At 67.1% G+C, this 19,784-nt stretch carries 20 protein-coding genes; 12 read left to right on the top strand and 8 right to left on the bottom strand.

The genetic code is table 11. The features are described from left to right. From G3N94_RS30980 to G3N94_RS30960, 5 genes are all read left to right on the top strand, one after another. Window positions 1–428: SAM-dependent methyltransferase (locus G3N94_RS30980; protein ID WP_205797000.1), on the top strand; the 428-nt coding region annotated here is incomplete at its 5' end. A 46-nt stretch (window positions 429–474) separates the two neighbouring features. After that, window positions 475–1,380, top strand: a complete 906-nt coding sequence (gene dapA, locus G3N94_RS30975) for a 4-hydroxy-tetrahydrodipicolinate synthase (protein WP_205796997.1) — start codon at window positions 475–477, stop codon at window positions 1,378–1,380. Window positions 1,381–1,484: 104 nt separating this feature from the next. Continuing rightward, on the top strand, window positions 1,485–2,630 hold the full coding sequence (bamC, locus tag G3N94_RS30970) for an outer membrane protein assembly factor BamC (protein WP_205796994.1): 1,146 nt from the start codon (window positions 1,485–1,487) through the stop codon (window positions 2,628–2,630). A gap of 4 nt (window positions 2,631–2,634) precedes the next feature. Next, window positions 2,635–3,408: an MBL fold metallo-hydrolase gene (locus tag G3N94_RS30965; protein ID WP_205796992.1), complete on the top strand. Its 774-nt coding sequence runs from the start codon at window positions 2,635–2,637 to the stop codon at window positions 3,406–3,408. A 138-nt stretch (window positions 3,409–3,546) separates the two neighbouring features. Next, window positions 3,547–3,729 (top strand): hypothetical protein, encoded by a 183-nt coding sequence (locus G3N94_RS30960; protein ID WP_205797004.1) that lies wholly within the window; start codon window positions 3,547–3,549, stop codon window positions 3,727–3,729. 321 nt (window positions 3,730–4,050) lie between these two features. On the opposite strand, the gene G3N94_RS30955 is transcribed toward G3N94_RS30960, so the two are convergent. After that, the gene (locus G3N94_RS30955; RefSeq protein WP_205796989.1) at window positions 4,051–5,274 is read right to left on the bottom strand and encodes a cupin domain-containing protein; all 1,224 of its coding nucleotides are present in this window, start codon (window positions 5,272–5,274) and stop codon (window positions 4,051–4,053) included. A gap of 32 nt (window positions 5,275–5,306) precedes the next feature. On the opposite strand from G3N94_RS30955, the gene G3N94_RS30950 reads away from it, so the two are divergent. Then, window positions 5,307–5,849 carry a peptidylprolyl isomerase gene (locus G3N94_RS30950; protein WP_205796986.1) on the top strand — a complete coding sequence of 181 codons (543 nt, stop codon included), beginning with the start codon at window positions 5,307–5,309 and terminating at the stop codon, window positions 5,847–5,849. On the opposite strand, the gene G3N94_RS30945 is transcribed toward G3N94_RS30950, so the two are convergent. The 3 genes from G3N94_RS30945 to G3N94_RS30935 all read right to left on the bottom strand — a co-directional run bounded on the left by G3N94_RS30945 (window position 5,829) and on the right by G3N94_RS30935 (window position 10,712). Continuing rightward, window positions 5,829–7,097: a hypothetical protein gene (locus tag G3N94_RS30945; protein WP_205796983.1), complete on the bottom strand. Its 1,269-nt coding sequence runs from the start codon at window positions 7,095–7,097 to the stop codon at window positions 5,829–5,831. The two genes, G3N94_RS30950 and G3N94_RS30945, sit on opposite strands and share 21 nt — an antisense overlap. After that, window positions 7,078–9,744, bottom strand: a complete 2,667-nt coding sequence (mutS, locus tag G3N94_RS30940; protein WP_205796981.1) for a DNA mismatch repair protein MutS — start codon at window positions 9,742–9,744, stop codon at window positions 7,078–7,080. Before mutS ends, G3N94_RS30945 begins: the two co-directional genes overlap by 20 nt. 164 nt (window positions 9,745–9,908) lie before the next feature. Next, the gene (locus G3N94_RS30935; RefSeq protein ID WP_124598689.1) at window positions 9,909–10,712 is read right to left on the bottom strand and encodes an inositol monophosphatase family protein; all 804 of its coding nucleotides are present in this window, start codon (window positions 10,710–10,712) and stop codon (window positions 9,909–9,911) included. Between the two features lie 272 nt (window positions 10,713–10,984). On the opposite strand from G3N94_RS30935, the gene G3N94_RS30930 reads away from it, so the two are divergent. Together G3N94_RS30930 and cysE are read left to right on the top strand one after the other, a co-directional pair. After that, window positions 10,985–11,806: an RNA methyltransferase gene (locus tag G3N94_RS30930; protein ID WP_205797002.1), complete on the top strand. Its 822-nt coding sequence runs from the start codon at window positions 10,985–10,987 to the stop codon at window positions 11,804–11,806. Window positions 11,807–11,972: 166 nt separating this feature from the next. Then, window positions 11,973–12,746 (top strand): serine O-acetyltransferase, encoded by a 774-nt coding sequence (gene cysE, locus G3N94_RS30925; protein ID WP_205796978.1) that lies wholly within the window; start codon window positions 11,973–11,975, stop codon window positions 12,744–12,746. Between the two features lie 54 nt (window positions 12,747–12,800). On the opposite strand, the gene G3N94_RS30920 is transcribed toward cysE, so the two are convergent. From G3N94_RS30920 to G3N94_RS30905, 4 genes are all read right to left on the bottom strand, one after another. Next, a complete protein-coding gene (locus G3N94_RS30920; protein ID WP_205796975.1) occupies window positions 12,801–13,601 on the bottom strand; it encodes a UDP-2,3-diacylglucosamine diphosphatase in 801 nt (266 codons plus the stop codon). A 23-nt stretch (window positions 13,602–13,624) separates the two neighbouring features. Further along, entirely contained in the window at window positions 13,625–14,116 is a 492-nt protein-coding gene (locus G3N94_RS30915; RefSeq protein ID WP_205796972.1) for a peptidylprolyl isomerase, read from the bottom strand. Window positions 14,117–14,203: 87 nt separating this feature from the next. Further along, window positions 14,204–14,779 carry a peptidylprolyl isomerase gene (locus tag G3N94_RS30910; RefSeq protein ID WP_205796969.1) on the bottom strand — a complete coding sequence of 192 codons (576 nt, stop codon included), beginning with the start codon at window positions 14,777–14,779 and terminating at the stop codon, window positions 14,204–14,206. 40 nt (window positions 14,780–14,819) lie between these two features. Next, window positions 14,820–15,539, bottom strand: a complete 720-nt coding sequence (locus tag G3N94_RS30905; RefSeq protein WP_205796967.1) for a tetratricopeptide repeat protein — start codon at window positions 15,537–15,539, stop codon at window positions 14,820–14,822. A 235-nt stretch (window positions 15,540–15,774) separates the two neighbouring features. Between G3N94_RS30905 and cysS the strand changes: the two genes are divergently transcribed. From cysS to tilS, 4 genes are all read left to right on the top strand, one after another. Continuing rightward, on the top strand, window positions 15,775–17,172 hold the full coding sequence (gene cysS / locus G3N94_RS30900; protein WP_205796963.1) for a cysteine--tRNA ligase: 1,398 nt from the start codon (window positions 15,775–15,777) through the stop codon (window positions 17,170–17,172). A gap of 43 nt (window positions 17,173–17,215) precedes the next feature. Beyond that, complete coding sequence (locus G3N94_RS30895) at window positions 17,216–18,037, top strand: DNA-3-methyladenine glycosylase (RefSeq protein WP_205796960.1); 822 nt, start codon at window positions 17,216–17,218, stop codon at window positions 18,035–18,037. A 101-nt stretch (window positions 18,038–18,138) separates the two neighbouring features. Beyond that, complete coding sequence (locus G3N94_RS30890; protein WP_205796957.1) at window positions 18,139–19,110, top strand: acetyl-CoA carboxylase carboxyltransferase subunit alpha; 972 nt, start codon at window positions 18,139–18,141, stop codon at window positions 19,108–19,110. A gap of 49 nt (window positions 19,111–19,159) precedes the next feature. Further along, on the top strand, window positions 19,160–19,784 hold a 625-nt coding region (tilS, locus tag G3N94_RS30885), incomplete at its 3' end, for a tRNA lysidine(34) synthetase TilS (RefSeq protein WP_205796954.1).

Genomic DNA, 19,784 nt, shown 5'->3' with positions numbered 1-19,784 from the left:
TCGAGCGCGATCCGGCCGCGCTCGCCGCGTTGCGCGCGATTCCGGGCGTGGACGCGCGCGACGCCGATCTCGAAGGCGCGCCGTGGCCGCTGCCGGCCGGCGAGCAGTTTGCGGCCGTGATCGTCACGAACTATCTGCACCGGCCGCTTTGGCCCCATCTGCTCGATGCGCTGGCGCCGGGCGGCGTGCTCGTGTACGAAACTTTCGCGCAAGGAAACGAAACGGTCGGCAAGCCGTCCAATCCGGCGTTCCTGCTCGCACCGGGCGAGCTGCTGGAGGCCGTGCGCGGCCGGCTGCGGGTGGTCGCTTACGAAGACGGCTTCGTCGCCGCGCCGCGCGCAGCGTTCGTCCAGCGTATCTGCGCGGTGCGCGAGGGCGCGACCCCATTGGCGGAGACGGGTATTCCGCGTTACGAACTGCCCGGCTAATCCGCTACAATCTCAACGTTTACCGATTCCTAATCAATCGCGTTTCATGGCTAACGGCACTCAAGACGGCATTCAAATCCGCGGCAGCATCCCCGCGATCGTCACCCCGATGCTCGAAGACGGCAGTCTCGACCTGCCGGCGTTTCGCAAACTGATCGACTGGCACATCGCAGAAGGCACCGATGCGCTGGTCGTGGTCGGTACGAGCGGGGAGTCGGCGACCCTCAACGTCGAAGAACACATCCTGATGATCCGCACCGCCGTCGAGCACGCGGCGAAGCGCATCCCGATCATCGCGGGCGCGGGTGGCAATTCGACCGCCGAGGCGATCGAGCTGACGAAGCAAGCGAAGGCGGTCGGCGCGGACGCGACGCTGCAGGTCGTGCCGTACTACAACAAGCCGACCCAGGAAGGGATGTATCGTCACTTCAAGGCGATCGCCGAAGCGGTCGACTTGCCGGTGATCCTGTATAACGTGCCGGGCCGCACGGTCGCGGACATGTCGAACGAGACGATGCTGCGTCTCGCGCAGGTACCGGGCATCATCGGTGTGAAGGAAGCGACCGGCAACATCGACCGCGCCGCGCAGCTGATCAAGGCCGCGCCGAAGCACTTCGCGATCTACAGCGGCGACGATCCGACCGCGATCGCGCTGATGCTGCTCGGCGGCCACGGCAATATCTCGGTGACGGCGAACGTCGCGCCGCGCGCGATGAGCGAGCTGTGCCGCGCGGCACTCGCGGGCGACGTGAAGACGGCCCGCGAGCTGCACATGAAGCTGCTGTCGCTGCACAAGAACCTGTTCATCGAGGCCAATCCGATCCCGGTGAAGTGGGCGCTGCAGGTGATGGGCAAGATGCAGGGCGGCATCCGCCTGCCGCTCACGCCGCTCGACGAGCGTTGCCACGACGCGGTGCGCTCGGCACTCGTCGAAGCCGGCATCCTCGCCTGATGTCGCGACGGCCGCGCCCGCGGCCGTCATTCCGTGATCAACCCGCACCGGCCGGCCCGTCCGGCGCCGCTCGTGACGAGCGTTTTAGCAAGACGAAGGATTTCATGAAACGTTTCGCCTTTTCCTCTCGCGCCATCCAGGTTTCGGTGGTGGCGCTGGCGCTGGGCGCGCTCGCCGGCTGCGATACGCTGAACGACTACCTGGCCCCTGACAAGGTCAACTACAAGAACACCGGCTCGGCGCCGCCGCTGGCGGTGCCGAGCGACCTGAAGCCGGTGCCGACGAGCCAGCAGTTCGTGGCGCCGCCGTCGAACGCCGGGCTCGGCACGCTGCCGCCGCGGGCGCAGACGGCCGCCGGCACGGCGACCGACGGCGTGCCGTCCGCGCAGGATCCGTTTGGCATGCACATCGAGCGCGACGGCGACCATCGCTGGCTCGTCGTCGACGGCCGCACGCCGGAGCAGCTCTGGCCGCTCTTGAGGGAGTTCTGGCAGGACAACGGCTTCTCGCTGAAGACCGACGCGCCGTCGACGGGCATCATGACGACCGACTGGGCGGAAAACCGCGCGAACATTCCGGATGACTGGTTCCGCCGCACGATCGGCAGGGTCATCGATTTCGCGTACTCGTCGGGCACGCGCGACCAGTTCCGCACGCTCGTGAACCGCACGCCGAACGGCGACACCGACATCTCGATCACGCACAGCGCGATGGAAGAGATGATGGTCGGCCCGCAGGGCGGCACGTCGTCGCGCTGGGAGGAGCGTCCGCGCAACCCGGTGCTGGAAGCGGTGTTCCTGACCAAGCTGATGCAGAAGTTCGGCCTGACTGAAGCGCAGGCGAAGCAGCTGCTGACCGATGCGCGCCCGGCTACGGCGCCGGCGCAGGTCAGCGGCGCGAGCGGTGGTGCGGCGACGCTGCAGCTCGCCGAGTCGTTCGACCGCGCGTGGTTGCGCGTCGGCCTCGCGCTCGACCGCACCAACTTCACCGTCGACAACCGCGATCGCGAAAAGGGCCTGTACTACGTGCGTTTCGCGAACTCGATGGAAGAGCTCAAGCGCGACGGCCTGTTCGGCAAGCTGTTCTACGGCGGCCCGACGGCGGCGAAGCCGGGCAAGGAATACGTCGTCAACGTGCGTGCGCAGAGCAACGGCGGCACGCAGGTCGCGGTGGTCGACGCGAACGGACAGGTCGACAACTCGTCGGACGCCCAGCGGATCATTTCGCTGCTCCACGCGCAGCTGAACTGAGCGCGTGCGATTCGCCAGTCTCGGAAGCGGCAGCGAGGGCAATGCGCTGGTCGTCGAAGCCGCGAGCGGCACGACCACGACCCGCGTGCTGCTCGACTGCGGCTTTTCCGCCAAGGAGGTCGAACGCCGGCTCGGCCGCCTGAATCTCGGTATCGACGATCTCGATGCGATCCTGATCACCCATGAACACAGCGACCACGTCGGCAGCGCGTTGACGCTCGCCCGGCGCGCGTCGCTGCCGCTGTACATGAGCTGGGGTACCGCGCGCGCGGTCGGCGCGGACGAAGCGGATGTCGATCTCCACGTGCTGTGGGGCGACGAGACGGCCCCGATTGGCGATCTGGCCGTGTTGCCCTATACGGTGCCGCACGACGCCCGGGAACCGCTCCAGTTCGTCTTCCTGGACGGCTGCCACCGCCTCGGCGTGCTGACCGACGTCGGGACGTCCACGCCGCACATCACGGCCGTCCTGAGCGGCTGCGACGCGCTGGTGCTCGAATCCAACCACGATACCGCGATGCTGGCGAAGAGCCGCTATCCGCAGTCGCTGAAGGCGCGGATCGGCGGCAACCATGGCCATTTGAGCAACGACGCGGCCGCTGACATCCTCGCGTCGCTCGAGCGCAGCCGCCTGCGGCACCTCGTGGCGGCCCACCTGAGCCAGCAGAACAACCGGCCGGAGCTGGCCCGCGACGCGTTGGCGGCCGTGCTGGGCACGGACGGAAGCGACGTGATCGTGGCCACGCAGGACGAGGGCTTCGACTGGCTGGGCTTGTGAGGGCCGTGGGCGGCCGTTTGGCCTGCCCCTGACGCTGAACGGCGCGACGATCGGCAACTACCGCAACTACCGCAACTAAGCGCAACGAAACGTACAGACGTAAAAAAACCGGCCCGCAGGCCGGTTTTTTTTCAGCTGATGCTGAGGCTTACTGGCTTGCGCCCGAAGCCGGAGCAGCCGTCGCTGCCGAAGCAGCCGACGCCACAGCAGCAGCTGCGTCGCTCGCGGCAGCAGCCGTCGACGATGCAGCAGCCGTCGCGTCGCTCGCAGCACCAGCAACTGCCGAAGCAGCCGACGAAGCGGCAGCAGCAGCGTCGCTAGCAGCCGACGATGCAGCTTGGTCAGCGCTCTTGTTGCAAGCAGCCAGTGCAACAGCAGCCAACAGGGAAGCTACGAGGAGGGATTTCTTCATGATCACGTCCTTTTATGGTTAAAGGTAAGCAACAGCGCGAAACAATACCGGTAATGTGCTCCAACACCGACCTGGGCCGCTGGTGGAGACGCACTTCTAGAGCGTGAATCTTCCCTACGGCTTGGGCGGAAATTATATGCACTTTCCTATCGACCGTCGACAAATGCGGGGTCAATACGTTGTCTTTCCCATACAAATTTTGATTCGCATGGGCGTACGGGAAGGTAACACTATTCCAGGTTTCCGACCCGTATCCAGCCGGCACAATACCATTCGTGCAGCAAAGCTGTCATTGAGGGATCCCGGGATAGTGTTACAAACCGTTTCGCCTCCATCTGGCGCTGATTAGCCAGTTCGGGCAGCCATTTGGCAACCTGATCGAGCGGCTCTTCCTCACCGTTGATGAAGTACGAGCGCGCGTTATACAACAATGCGGCGCGTCTGTCGAGATGTACGCCGCGGCGGGCCGCCTGCTCGGCGAACTTCGTTTCGGAAAGTGCGCGCGCGGGCGGGTCGAATACGACGTTCGATTTCGGTTCGCTGAGGTAGCAGCCGAGGAATTCGGCGACGTCCTGCTCGCGCCATTTGATGCCGTTGACGATCGCGGCGACCCGTTCGACCAGCGCTGGCGGCAGCTGCGCGGGCGCATCGACGGCGGGCTGCTTCGGATCGCGATACAGGTCGTCGCTGCGGGCGCTGCTGCGCAGGCCGCCGCGCTCGGCGAGGTAATACAGGAACTGGGCGCTCAATTCCCCGGCTGACGGGGCTCTGAAGCCGATCGAGCAGGTCATGCATTCGCCTTCGGCAACGCCGTCATGCGCGATGTGCGGAGGCAGGTAGAGCATGTCGCCGGGCTCGAGCACCCACTCGTCGCTCGGCTCGAAGTGCTCGAGGATCTTGAGCGGCACGCCCGGCTGCAGCGACAGGTCCTGCTGGGCGCCGATGCGCCAGCGGCGCTTGCCCTCGACCTGCAGCAGGAACACATCGTACGAATCGAAGTGCGGGCCGACGCCGCCGCCGTCGGTCGCGTACGAGATCATCAGGTCGTCGAGGCGCGCGTCGGGGACGAAGCGGAACCGATCGAGCAATGCGCGGGCCGCGTCGACGTGCAGGTCGAGCCCCTGCACGAGCAGCGTCCACGCGTTGCGCGTGACGGGCGGCAGCGCATCGGTGTCGAACGGGCCGTGCGCCAGTTGCCACTTGTTACGAAAATGCGTGATCAGCCGCGACTCGGCATCGTAGTCGCCGGCGAGCTCGAACAGTGCGTCGCGCGAAACAGGGGACTGGATACCCGGGATCGCCTGACGGATCAGCAGCGGTTTTTTTTGCCAGTAGCGGCGCATGAATTGCGCCGGAGTGAGGCCGCCGAGCAACGGCGTGGGAAGATCGGGGGGCGGCGCGCCGAGCGCGGCTGCGGTGTCGTTCCGCGGTTCGGCTTGAGACCGTTTGCGCATCGTATAATGAGACTTGTATTTGGGAGAATTGGATGAAAATCGCAAAAAACACCGTCGTGTCGGTCACTTACAAGCTGTCGGATGCGCAAGGCAACCTGATCGAGGAAAGCGACGAGCCGATGGTCTATCTGCACGGCGGCTATGATGGCACGTTCCCGAAGATCGAGGAACAGCTCGACGGCCACGAGCCCGGATACGAGGCGCAGATTCAGCTCGAGCCGCAGGACGCGTTCGGTGACTACGACCCGGAACTCGTGAAGATCGAGCCGCGCGATCGTTTCCCGGAGCCGCTGGAAGTTGGCATGCAGTTCGAAGGTACGCCGGAGGACGGCGACGAAGAGGTCGACTCGCTGATCTACACGGTGACCGACATCGCTGAAGACAAGGTCGTGCTCGACGGCAACCATCCGCTCGCCGGCATGGCGCTGCGTTTTTCGCTGACCGTGAAGGACGTTCGCGAAGCGACCGAGGACGAAATCGAGCACGAGCACGCACACGGAGCGGAAGGGCTCGAGATCGTCGACGAGGATGAGGACGACGAAGACGGCGAACCGTCAGGGCGCACGCTGCACTGAGCTCGCGGGCAAGTTCGGCGCCAGGCCGGAAGGCGGCGCCGGCGCCGATGAGCCATACGGCGCCACGCTGTCGCCCGGCAGCGGTGGCGCGACCGACGACGAATCGGGCAGCGCCGGCAACGCCGGGATTTCCGGCATCTGCGGCACCGGGATGTCGCCGGGTGGGGCGGCCGGCAGTGCCGGCGGCACCGGCAGGTTTTTCGGCACATCCTGCAAACTGATGTTGAAGAGCGTCTGCCGGGCCGGCGAGACGCTGACCTTCACCCATTGATTCGCAGGCTGGCGCGGTCCGAGTGCGACCCGCGTCACGTTCCCCACGAGTTCCCCGTTATCCGCACGCAGCGGACGGTCGATGACGAAGCCGTTCGCAAGCGGTTCGGCGCTCGTATGGATCACGAGTATCGGGCCGCGGAAAGCCGTTGCGGCCTTCACGAGCGTGCGTTTCAGCTCGCGGAAGCCGTCGCGTACGCGCGGCCGGTTGAAGCGCAGCCACGCGAACCGTTCTGCACGATCGTAGCGGTCGAAGTGCGGATCGCCTTCAAAGATCACCACCAACGCGCGCGCGTCGCGCCGCTTCGCGTATTCGGCCGCATGATCGATCCAGAAGCCGTTCGCGATGATCCGGTCCTCGAATTCGCCGTTGCGGCCGCCGGCCGTCAGGAAATGATTGTTCGGTGCCGGTGCGTTGAGCGCGACGAATACGATGTCGTCGCGCATCCAGCGCGCATTCTCGCGGTATGGCCGAAAGCGTGCGACTTCGCTTTCGCGCGTGACCTGCAGCGCGCCGGGACCGGGCTGCGCCGCATCGGCGAGCAGCGTCTGACGCAGGAAGTCGAGGCGCTCGACCGGATCGTAGCCGCCGCCCGTCGCAGTGTTGCATGCGACCCAGTCGTCGTGGCCGGGCACGAACACGAGCGGCACGCGCGCCGCGTCGAGGATCGCGCCGCGCTGCGTGTACAGCGTGTCCCGGCACGCTTCCTTCGCCCCCTTCAGATCGCCCGCATACACGACGAACGCGAGGTTGCGTTCGCGCGCCATCGCTTCGAGCATCCGCTGCGCGGCGGTTTCGTCGGCTGGCGAGCCGATCACGCCGGAGACGACCGCGAACGAATAGGGCGCGCCCGCGCGCTTCGCAGGCGCAGCCTGGGCGCCCGGCTGCGCCATCACGAGCGCCGCCGCGATGGCGAGCGCGGCCGCGCAACGCAGCCGCGGCGCAGACGACGTGCGCTTACGCGTGCCCGTCGGCATCGTGCGACTGGACGAGCGTGCGCAGTTCGTACAGCAGGTCGAGCGCTTCACGCGGTTTCAGGTCGTCGGGATCGATATCGCGCAGCCGCTCGAGCGCCGGGTGCGGCGCGCTCGGCGGCGTGCGCGCATCGGCGCATTCGAGATCGTCGGCGGCGGGCTGCGCGCTGAACAGGTCAAGCTGCGGCGTATGCTGCGCGGCCGACTGCTGCTCGAGATACGCGAGATGCTTGCGTGCCGCGCGGATCACCGGCGCCGGCACGCCTGCGAGCTGCGCAACCTGCAGCCCGTAGCTCTGGTTTGCGGGGCCTTCGTTGACCGCATGCAGGAACACGATGCCGTGACCGTGCTCGACCGCCGACAGGTGGACGTTGGCCGCATGCGGGAATTCGGCCGGCAGTTGCGTCAGTTCGAAGTAGTGCGTCGCGAACAGCGTGTACGAGCTGTTGTGCGCGAGCAGGTGCCGTGCGATCGCCCACGCGAGCGCGAGGCCGTCGAACGTCGACGTGCCGCGGCCGATCTCGTCCATCAGCACGAGGCTTTGCGGCGTCGCGTCGTTGAGGATCGCCGCCGCCTCGGTCATCTCGACCATGAAGGTCGAGCGGCCACCGGCAAGATCGTCTGCTGCGCCGATCCGCGTGAAGATCCGGTCGATCGGGCCAAAACAGGCCGACCGGGCCGGCACGTAGCTGCCGACGTAGGCCATCAGCGCGATCAGCGCAGTCTGGCGCATGAACGTCGACTTACCGCCCATGTTCGGACCCGTGATCAGCAGCAGCTTGCGATCCGTGCCGAGCTTGCAGTCGTTCGCGATGAACTGCTCGACCTGTGCCTCGACGACCGGATGCCGTCCTTGCTCGATGTCGATGCCGATTTCGTCGGAAAACGTCGGGGCAACCCAGTCGAGCGTCCGCGCGCGTTCGGCGAACGCGGCGAGCAGGTCGAGTTCCGCGAGCGCGGACGCGACGCGCTGGCACTCGGGAATGAACGGCAGCAGCGCTTGCAGCACCGCGTCGTACAACGCGCGCTCGCGTGCGAGCGCGCGCTCCTGCGCGGACAGCGCCTTGTCCTCGAAGGTCTTCAGTTCCGGCGTGATGTAGCGCTCGGCGTTCTTCAGTGTCTGGCGGCGCCGGTAGTCGTCGGGCACCTTGTCGGTCTGCCCGCGCGTGACTTCGATATAGAAGCCGTGCACCTTGTTGTACTCGACGCGCAGGTTCGCGATGCCGGTGCGGGCGCGCTCGCGCGCCTCGAGGTCGATCAGGAACTGCCCGCAGTTTTCCGAGATGTCGCGCAGCTCGTCGAGTTCCGCGTCGTAGCCGCGCGCGATCACGCCGCCGTCGCGCACCATCGCCGCGGGTTCGGGGGCGATCGCGCCCGTCAGCAGGTCGAGGCATTCGCCGGGCGGGACGAGCGCGGCGTCGAGGCGGGCGAGCGCATCCGCGTTGCCGACGATCGGCGCAATGCGCTCGCGCAGCGCCGGCAGGGCGGCGAACGTGTCGCGCAGGCTCGACAGGTCGCGCGGACGCGCGGACAGCAGCGCGAGACGCCCGGTGATCCGTTCGACGTCGGCGATCTGCCGCAGCGCGCTGCGCAGCGCGTCGACGCTCGCGTTCGCGGGCGCGTCGAGCAGTGCGCCGATCGCCTGCTGGCGCGACTGCGCGGCCACCGACGCGCGCGGCGGATGATGCAGCCAGTGGCGCAGCAGGCGGCTGCCCATCGTCGTGCAGCAGGTATCGAGCAGCGAGCACAGCGTCGGCGATTCGGTGCCGCGCAGCGTCTCGGTCAGTTCGAGGTTGCGGCGTGTGGACGGATCGAGTCCGATGTATTCGGTTTCGTTCTCGACTTTCAGGCTGCGCACGTGCCGCAGCTGCTGGCCCTGCGTGGCCGCAGCGTACAGCAGCAGCGCGCCGGCCGCGCCGCACGCGCTCGTCAGCGAATGCGCGCCGAAACCGTCGAGGCTCGCGACGTCGAGCTGGTCGCACAGACGCTGGGTGCCCGACGCAATGTCGAAATGCCAGGCCGGCACGCGCTTGAGCGCGCCCGCGCCGACCGGCGCGGCATCGGTCGCGCCGTCGGCAGTCAGGACCTCGGCCGGGCGGATGCGCTCGAGCGCGGCGCCGAGCTGGTCGGGTTCGATCTCGGCGAGGCGCAGCGCGCCGCTCGCGAGGTTGAGCCACGCGAGGCCGACGTTGACCGCGACGCCGCGCTTGTTGTGGCCCGGGCACATCGCGAGCAGGTACACGTCGTTCTTGTCGGACAGCAGCGCGGCGTCGGTCAGCGTGCCCGGCGTGACGACGCGCACGACCTTGCGTTCGACCGGGCCCTTCGACGTGGCCGGGTCGCCGATCTGCTCGCAGATCGCGGCCGACTCGCCCATCTTGACGAGCTTCGCGAGGTATTGCTCGACTGCGTGATGCGGCACGCCCGCCATCCTGATCGGGTTGCCGCCCGACGCGCCGCGCTGCGTGAGGGTCAGGTCGAGCAGGCGAGCGGCCTTCTCGGCGTCCTCGAAGAACAGCTCGTAGAAGTCGCCCATCCGGTAGAAGACAAGCGTGTCGGGATAGTCGGCCTTGATGCGCAGGTACTGCTGCATCATCGGCGTGTGCTGGGCGATCCCGGCGGAGAGTGCGTCGTCGGTCTGGATGGCCATCGTGCGAAAGGGTGCGTGTCCGAAAAATGGAAGTGAGTTTACCCCGTCGGCGACGAACGAGGAGTCGGCCGGTCGGCCAACATGACCATCCGCCGCCGCAAAAGGCAACGGCCCGGGCCGCGCTCAGGCGGACTCGGGCCGTTCGTGCGCTGCGCGCGGCGGCGTTATTCCGCGGCCGGGTGCACGCGGCTGTAGCGGTTCAGGATCGGAATCATCTGCGCGTACACCTTCGGGTTCGCCGCGACGATCTCATGACGGTGCAGGAAGTCGGCGTCGCCCGTGTAGTTGCCGACGAGGCCGCCCGCCTCGGTGATCAGCAGGCTGCCCGCGGCCATGTCCCACACGTTGATGCCTTGCTCGAAGAAGCCGTCGAGGCGGCCCGCCGCAACGTTCGCGAGGTCGAGCGCCGCAGCGCCCGGGCGGCGCAGGCCCGTGCAGGCCTGGGTCATTTCGGTGAACAGGCGCGCATACGCGTCGAGGCCGTCCTTCTCGCGGAACGGGAAGCCGGTGCCGATCAGCGACTCCGACAGGCGGTCGCGGCGGCCGACGCGGATGCGGCGGTCGTTCAGGTACGCGCCGCGGCCGCGCGTGGCCGTGAACAGGTCGTTCTTGTTGGGGTCGTAGACGACGGCTTGCGTGACGACACCCTTGTGCGCGAGCGCGATCGACACGCAGTAGTACGGGAAGCCGTGGATGAAGTTGGTCGTGCCGTCGAGCGGATCGATGATCCACTGGAATTCGGATTCGTTGTCGGATGCACCCGATTCTTCCGCGAGGATCGCGTGATCGGGGTAGGCGGTCTTCAGCGTCTCGATGATCGCGTCTTCTGCGGCCTTGTCCACTTCGGTGACGAAGTCGTTATGCTGCTTCTTGCGGATCTCGATCAGGTCGAGATCGAGGGACGCGCGGTTGATGATCTGTCCGGCGCGGCGCGCAGCCTTGACAGCAATGTTGAGCATGGGATGCATGAGCCTGGATCCTGTAGCCGGCGGCAAGTGGCCGCCACGAAAGTGGAACGACCCGCCCGAAACGGCGCGCACGGGCGAGATGAGACGCGAATTGACAAAGAGCGGGAACGACGCGCGCCGCTGCGGGCGCACATAAGGGCATGATTTTACCCGACTTTCGGCTGTTTTAGGTGGCCCTGATGCGGGGAAACCCCACTGGCCGTCCGGACAGGTGGGTTTGCTCGCGCGTTGGCGATACCATACGGCCATTCTGGAAATCGAGTCGTATGGTATTGGAAACCTTGCAGAACACCGCTGCGTCGTCCGCGCCCGGCGCGGCGCAGTCGTCCGGGCCGCTGCGCGGCGGCTTTACGTCCACCCGTTTCGTGCTCGTCGAGCCGAGCCACCCCGGCAACGTCGGCGCTGCCGCGCGCGCGCTGAAGACCATGGGCTTCTCGCGGCTCGTGCTGGTCGCGCCGCGGGTGCCGCATGTGCAGAGCGATCCCGAAGCGATCGCGATGGCGAGCGGCGCGGACGACGTGCTCGCGTCCGCGCACGTCGTGCCGACCCTCGGCGACGCGCTGTCCGGCGTCCACTGGTCGATCGCGCTGACCGCGCGCTCGCGCGAATACGGCCCGCCGCGGCTCGCGCCGCGGGCGGCCGCCGAGCAGGCTTGCCGGCAGGTCGGCGCCGGCGACATCGCGCTCGTGTTCGGCAACGAGCGCACCGGGCTGTCGAACGAGCACGTCGAGCAATGCAGCGCGCTCGCGCACATTCCGGCGAACCCGGCCTACAGCTCGCTGAACCTGGCCCAGGCGGTGCAGGTGCTCGCCTATGAACTGCGCATCGCGTTCCTCGACCACGCAAGCGCGCCCGAGCCGCAGGCGGAGGCCGGCACGCCCGCGCAAAGCGATGAGATCGAGCGGATGTACATGCACCTCGAGAACGCGCTGATCGCGCTCGATTTTCTCGACCCGCGCAACCCGAAGAAGCTGATGCCGCGGCTGCGGCGCCTGTTCGCGCGCACGGGGCTGGAGCGCGAGGAAGTCAACATCCTGCGCGGGATCGCGAAGCACATCCTGCTGAAGTCGCGCACGCCGGACGGCGACGCGTGACGCTTGCCGGCGCGAATACCCGCGCCGGCGCCGGGGTGAACGCGCGGCGCTGTGCGGGCGCGCGCGACTCGACCTACAATCGCCGAACGTCATATACAAAGCAGCCGGCGCGATAAAGGCCGGCCATTGCCGGCGGTGCGCGCCGGCCCTTTCCCCAGATCAGATCATGTTCACGAGACTGCGCGAAGACGTTGCGACGATTCGCGAGCGGGATCCCGCCGCTCGCAGTGCCTGGGAAGTGCTGACCTGTTATCCGGGGCTGCATGCGCTCGTGCTGCATCGTTTCGCGCACGCATGCTGGCGCGCGAAGCGCTACTGGCTCGCGCGTTTCGCGTCGCAGGCCGGGCGCTTCCTGACGGGTATCGAGATCCACCCCGGCGCGACGATCGGCCGGCGCGTGTTCATCGATCACGGGATGGGCGTCGTGATCGGCGAGACGGCGATCGTCGGCGACGACTGCACGATCTACCAGGGCGTGACGCTCGGCGGTACGTCGCTGACACGCGGCGCGAAGCGTCACCCGACGCTCGAGGCCGGCGTGATCGTCGGCGCGGGGGCGAAAGTGCTCGGCAGCTTCACGGTCGGTGCGGGCGCAAAGATCGGTTCGAACGCGGTGGTCGTGAAGCCGGTGCCGGCAGGCGGCACGGCGGTCGGCAACCCGGCGCGCATCGTGATGCCCGCGCAGCCGAAGCCGCAACCGGAGCGCGCGGCGTTCTGCGCGTACGGCATCACGCCGAACGCGGACGATCCGATGTCGCTCGCGATCCACGGGCTGATCGACCACGCGGCGAAGGAGAGCCGGCGCGTCGACGAGATCGTCGCGGCGCTCGAACGGCTCGGTACGCATCTGGAAACGCTGCAGGGCGCCGATGCGGCGCGCCTGGATTTGCGCCGCCTGTCGGCGGTACTGGAAGGCAAGGCGGTCGAGCGTCAGTCCTGAGGAGGCCTGAGCAGCCCTGAGCCAGCGCGTGGCCGGCCGCCGCGGTTGCGGCGGTCAGTCCAGCGGCTGCGCGTGGATCCCTTCCGCGTCGACGCGCAGGTAGCCGCCGCGCGGCTTGCCGTGGTCGAGATCCCAGTCGGGCAGCACCCAGCGCACGCCGCCCGGTTCGAGGTGGCGCGCGGGGCGGTGCGTATGGCCGTGAATCATCACGCTCGCACGGCTGGCCCGGAACAGCGCGGCGACACCTGTACGCGTGACGTCGTAGCGCGGATGCGGCGCGCGGGCCCGGCCGGCCTCGCTCTTCGAACGCATCCGTTCGGCGATCGCACGGCGCCAGCGGAACGGCCAAGCGAGGAACAGCCATTGCGCGGCGCGATTGCGGGCGAAGCGCCGGAAGAACTGGTAGCCGTGATCGGCCGTGCATTGCGCATCGCCATGCGCGAGCACGATACGCTGGCCGAACGCCATGATCAGCGCGGGGTCGGGCAGCAGCATCGCGCCGGCCGCCTTCATGAAGCGCTTGCCGAGCAGGAAGTCGCGATTGCCGTGCATCACGTACAGCGCGATCCCGCGTTCGGAGAACGTATGCAGCAGCGCCGTCATGCGCGCGGCGAACGGATCGTCGTCGAGCACGTCGTCGCCGATCCAGTATTCGAACAGGTCGCCGAGGATGAACACCGAGTCGGCGCTGTCGGCGGTGTATTTCACGAAATGCTCGAACGCGGCGACCGTCTTCGGAATCGCGTCGCTCAGGTGCAGATCGGAGATGAACAGGAACGGGCGTGCGGCTTGCGCGTATTCGCGCTCGCCCGGCACGCCCGCGGAGACGCTTCGCGGCGGAGTCTCCTGCAGCATCGAAGTGCCTCCGTATCCGGTCGTCAGACGACGACGGCCTTCTCGATCACGACGTCGTCGGTCGGGACGTCCTGGTGGAAGCCGGCGTTGCCCGTCTTCACGGCCTTGATCTTGTCGACCACGTCCTGGCCTTCGACGACCTTGCCGAACACTGCGTAGCCCCAGCCTTGCGGCGTCGGCGACGAGTGGTTCAGGAAGTCGTTGTCGTTCACGTTGATGAAGAACTGGGCGGTTGCCGAGTGCGGATCGTTGGTGCGCGCCATCGCGATCGTGTAGTTGTCGTTCTTCAGCCCGTTGTTCGCCTCGTTGTCGATCGGCGCGTCGGTCGGCTTCTGCTTCAGGCCCGGCTCGAAGCCGCCGCCCTGGATCATGAAGCCGTTGATCACGCGATGGAACACCGTGCCGTCGTAGTGGCCTTTGTTCACGTAGTTCAGGAAGTTCTCGACCGTCTTCGGCGCTTTCGCGGCGTCGAGTTCGAGCTTGATCACGCCGTGGTTCGTATGCAGTTCAACCATGATGAATTCCTTCGATGGGACGGTTTAAATGGCACGCGGCCGGTCGTGCGACGCGGCCGCGTGAGGCGCCGGAGCGATCCGGCCGGATTACTTCGAGACGATGCTCGCCGATTCGATCGTGATCGGCTGGGCCGGCACGTCCTGCATCGGGCCGCGCGACGTGGTCGGCACCGCTTCGATCTTCTTCACGACGTCGAGACCCGACACGACCTTGCCGAACACCGCATAGCCGTTGCCGTCCGGGTTCGGGTAGTCGAGGCCCGCGTTGTCGACCGTGTTGATGAAGAACTGCGCGGTCGCCGAATTCGGATCGCTCGTGCGTGCCATCGCGATCGTGCCGGTCAGGTTCTTCAGACCATTCTTGCTCTCGAGCGCGATCGGTGCGCGCGTCGGCTTCTCGTCGAAGTTGGCCTTGTAGCCGCCGCCCTGGATCATGAAGCCCTTGATCACGCGATGGAAGATCGTGCCGTTGTACTGGCCTGACTTCACGTAATCGAGGAAGTTGGCGACCGTCTTCGGCGCCTTCTCCGGATACAGCTCGACACGGATGTCGCCCTGCGAGGTCTTGATCTGCACGACGGGGTGCGCGGTGGCCGTTTGCGCGAACGCGGGTGCGCTCGCGAGAAGGGCGGCGCCGCCAAGCGCCAGCAACAGACGTTTCATTGCGATCCTCTGGTTGGATGGAACAGGTGCCTCGCGCCGCTCAATGCGACGGCGCGACGTAGGGCGCCGCCATTGCGCCGGACGGGCCGCCGAACTGGAACGTCGGCGACAGCGGCAGCGTGGTGGTGGACACGTTCGCGGCCGCGCGGCCCGCGTAGTCGGGCGTCGACGGTGCGGCGCGCGTGCCCGCGGCGGGTTTCGGCGGCGAGATGATCTTCTGCAGGTCGGCGAGGCGCTGCGCGGTCGCGCCGCTCGTGCGGCCGAGCGATTGCGCGCGCTTGTACGATTCGGCCGCAAGGCGCAGGTACAGGTCGCCGAGGTTCTCGTATGCGAGCGGGTAGCTCGGGTTTGCCTGCGTCGCGGTGACGAGCGCGGTGCGCGCTTCGTCGTAGCGGCCGTGCTTCGCGTAGAGCGCGGCGAGATTGTTGTACGGCTCGGGCAGTTCGGGGTACGCCTGCGTGATCGCGACGAATTGCTGGATCGCGTCGTCGTCGCGGTTCAGGCGCACGAGCACGGTGCCGCGCTTGAACTGCGCCTGCACGTCGTGCGGGTTCGCGGCGATGCGTGCGTCGAGTTGCGCGAGCGCCTGCTTCCATTGCTTGCCGGCGATCGACGTATCGATCTCGGGCGTGCCGTCGGCGGTGGACGGCGCCTTCTGCGCATGGGCCGCGGCGGCCGGCAGGAGCGTCAGCGCGACGCCCATGACGGCGGTCGCAACGAGGGTCGCAGCGCTCGGCGCGCGGCCGCGAGGAGATTTCATAGGCGTAAATCGGAATGTTATACTCCGAGCCATTCTAACAAAACGTCTGCGCGTTCCGGCGAGCCGCAGGCAGTCTTTCTTTCTGCCTCTCGTGGCCGTCACCGCTGTGCTTGCAGCCTGACCGCCCCATGTGATATCGAGGACGCGCGGCGTGACGCCGCAGTGCTGGTCCGGTCGTTTCGCATGCAGGGCGAGCTTCGCCAGGGCGGTTTCCTTCGGCTCACGGTTCATCTCTATGGATTCACTGCGCATCTACAACACGCTCGCGCGTGACAAGCAAGTTTTCGTGCCGCGCCAGCCCGGCGAAGTACGGATGTACGTATGCGGGATCACCGTCTACGACTATTGTCACGTGGGCCATGCGCGCATGATGGTCGTGTTCGACCTGGTGCAGCGCTGGCTGCGCGCGCTTGGCTACCGGGTCACGTATGTGCGCAACATCACCGACATCGACGACAAGATCATCCGCCGCGCGGTAGAGAACGGCGAGACGATCAAGTCGCTGACCGACCGCTTCATCGCGGCGATGCACGACGATGTCGGCGCGCTCGGCGTCGAGCGGCCGGACATCGAGCCGCGTGCGACGCAATTCATTCCGCAGATGCTCGGGATGATCGAGACGCTCGAGGCGAACGGCTACGCGTACCAGGCGGCCGACGGCGACGTCAATTATTCGGTGCGCAAGTTCGCGAACTACGGGAAGCTGTCCGGCAAGTCGCTCGACGACCTGCGCGCCGGCGAGCGCGTGGCCGCGAACGACGCGAAGGAAGATCCGCTCGATTTCGTGCTGTGGAAACGCGCGAAGCCGGAAGAGCCGGCGGACACGTCGTGGGATTCGAAATACGGCCCGGGCCGTCCCGGCTGGCACATCGAGTGCTCGGCGATGGGCTGCACGCTGCTCGGCGATCATTTCGACATCCACGGCGGCGGGCAGGACCTGCAGTTCCCGCACCACGAGAACGAGATCGCGCAGAGCGAAGGCGCGACCGGCCAGACGTTCGTCAATTACTGGATGCACAACGGCTTCGTGCAGGTCGACAGCGAGAAGATGTCGAAATCGCTCGGCAACTTCTTCACGATCCGCGAAGTGCTCGAGAAGTACGATGCCGAGGTGATGCGCTTCTTCATCGTGCGCACGCATTACCGTTCGCCGCTCAACTACAGCGACGTGCATCTCGACGATGCGCGCGCGTCGCTGACGCGGCTCTACACGGCATTGAAGGACGTCGTGCCCGACTCGGCGGCGCTCGACTGGGACGAACCGCACGCGCAACGCTTCGCGGCCGCGATGAACGACGACTTCAACTCGTCGCTCGCGGTGTCGGTGCTGTTCGAGCTCGCGGGCGAAGTGAACCGCACGCGCGACGCGGCGCTCGCACGCCAGTTGAAGCAGCTCGCGGGGCTCCTCGGATTGCTCGGCCGCGAACCGCGCGCGTTCCTGCAGCAGGCGGCGGGTGCCGCGCAGGAAGGCGGCCTGACGGCCGACGAGATCGAAGCGAGGATCGCCGCGCGCGTCGCGGCGAAGCAAGCGAAAGACTATGCCGAAGCGGACCGGATCCGGGCGGAACTGCTCGACGCCGGTATCGCGCTTGAAGACAAACCGGGCGGATCGACCGAATGGCGTCGCGTATGAGCGCGGTGCGTTCCACTGACCGATTCGTCAGGTAGGAGGCAAGATGGCAACGGCCAGAAAAGCGCCGGTCAGGCGTGCGACTCCGGTCGCCACGCGTCCGGCAGCCAAGCGCGCGCCGACGGCGAAGGCGGACGCGAAGCGCGCCGTGCCGAACGGCGAGCTCGACGGTCATGCGCAGCCGGCGGTCAAGCCGGCGCGTGCAGCCGATGGTGCGGCGTCGGCGGTGTTCGACGGTGTCGACGTCGTCGTGCGTCCCGCGTACTGGGACAAGGCATGCGCCGACCTCGTCAAGCGCGACCGCATCCTGAAGAAACTGATCCCGAAATTCGGTCCCGCGCATCTCGTCAAGCGCGGCGATCCGTTCGTCACGCTTGCGCGCTCGGTGGTCGGCCAGCAGATTTCCGTCGCGTCCGCGCAGGCGGTATGGGGCAGGATCGAGGCCGCGTGCCCGAAGCTCGCGCCGCAGCAGGTGATCAAGCTCGGTCCGGACAAGCTGATCGCATGCGGGTTGTCCAAGCGCAAGACGGAGTACATCCTCGATCTCGCGCAGCACTTCGTGTCGGGTGCGCTGCACGTCGACAAGTGGACGTCGATGGACGACGAGGACGTGATCGCGGAACTCACGCAGATTCGCGGCATCAGCCGCTGGACCGCGGAGATGTTCCTGATCTTCAACCTGTCGCGGCCGGATGTGCTGCCGCTCGACGATCCGGGCCTGATCCGCGCGATCAGCGTCAATTATTTCAGCGGGGAGCCGGTCACGCGCAGCGAAGCGCGGGAAGTGGCGGCCAACTGGGAACCGTGGCGCACCGTCGCGACCTGGTACATGTGGCGCAGCCTCGATTCGCTCGATGCCGGTGAATGACCGGGCTATCGAGTTTTAAACATCAATAGTTGTGAGCCGGTTTTGAGCGTCGCCCGCGCGGGTAGAATACGCGCTGCCGCAAGACCCAAGGATTCGAACACATGAAGACCACGTTTCTGGATTTCGAACAGCCGATCGCCGAACTCGAGGCCAAGATCGAAGAACTGCGATTCGTGCAGGACGACTCGGCTGTCGATATTTCGGAAGAAATCGAGCGTCTGTCGAAGAAGAGCCAGCAACTGACGAAGGACCTGTACGCGAACCTGTCGCCGTGGCAGGTGTCGCAGATCGCGCGGCATCCGCAGCGTCCGTACACGCTCGACTACGTCACGGAACTGTTTACCGATTTCCACGAGCTGCATGGCGACCGCGCGTTCGCGGACGACCTGTCGATCGTCGGCGGGCTCGCGCGCTTCGGCGGCCATCCGTGCATGGTGATCGGCCACCAGAAGGGTCGCGACACGAAGGAGCGCGCGGCGCGCAATTTCGGGATGCCGCGTCCGGAAGGCTATCGCAAGGCCGAGCGCCTGATGCGTCTGGCCGAGAAGTTCGGGCTGCCGATCTTCACGTTCGTCGATACGCCGGGCGCGTATCCGGGCATCGGCGCGGAAGAGCGCGGCCAGTCGGAGGCGATCGGCCACAACCTGTACGTGATGGCCGAGCTGAAGACGCCGATCATCACGACGGTGATCGGCGAGGGCGGTTCGGGCGGCGCACTCGCGATCTCGGTCGCCGATACCGTGATGATGCTGCAGTTCTCGACCTATGCGGTGATCTCGCCGGAAGGCTGCGCGTCGATCCTGTGGAAGAGCGCCGCGAAGGCGCCCGAGGCGGCCGAGGCGCTGGGCCTGACCGCGCATCGCCTGAAGGCGCTCGGCCTGATCGACAAGATCATCAACGAGCCGCTCGGCGGCGCGCACCGCGATCCGAAGGGCATGGCCGCGCTGCTGCGTCGTGCGCTCGCCGATTCGCTGCGCCAGTTCCAGGGCATGAGCATCGATGCGTTGCGCGAACGCCGCTTCGAGCGCCTGATGGCCTACGGCAAGTTCAAGGAAACCACGCCGGGCGCATGACGCGCGGCGTGTATTCATCGACGCGGGCCGCACGGCGCGCCGTCACATCGTGATTCCCCCGAGCGAATTCTCCGCCGACCGCGTCGTCCTCGACGCGGTCGGCGTTGCGCTTGCCGACGTGCCGGCCGGTGCGCGCATCGCGATCGCGTACAGCGGCGGCCTCGACTCGTCGGTGCTGCTCGATGCCGCCGTGCGCGTCGCGGGCGCGTCGCGCTGCATTGCGTTGCACGTGCATCACGGGCTGAGCGCGAACGCCGACGCGTGGGCCGCGCAAGCCGGGGCGACCGCCGCAAGGCTCGGCGTCGCATTCGATTCGATGTGCGTCGACGTGCCGCGCGACAGCGGCACGGGCCTCGAGGCGAGTGCGCGCGAAAGCCGCTATGCGGCGCTCGACGCGATGTGCGAGCGGCACGGCGCAGCCGTGCTGTGGCTCGCGCAGCATGCCGACGACCAGGCCGAGACGGTGCTGTTGCAGTTGCTGCGTGGCGCCGGCATCGCCGGGATCGCGGCGATGGCGCCGCGTTACCGGCCGGCTGCGGCGCAGGTCGAACGCGTGCGCCCGCTGCTGCGGCTGCTGCGCGCGCAGCTCGAGCGCTATGCGGCAGAGCGTGGCCTCGCGTGGATCGACGACGAATCGAACCTCGACACACGATTCGCGCGCAATGCGTTGCGGC

It is taken from the genome of Burkholderia sp. Ac-20353, assembly GCF_017104785.1.
Taxonomy (GTDB): domain Bacteria; phylum Pseudomonadota; class Gammaproteobacteria; order Burkholderiales; family Burkholderiaceae; genus Burkholderia.
This window is presented reverse-complemented; position numbering and strand designations above follow the sequence as displayed.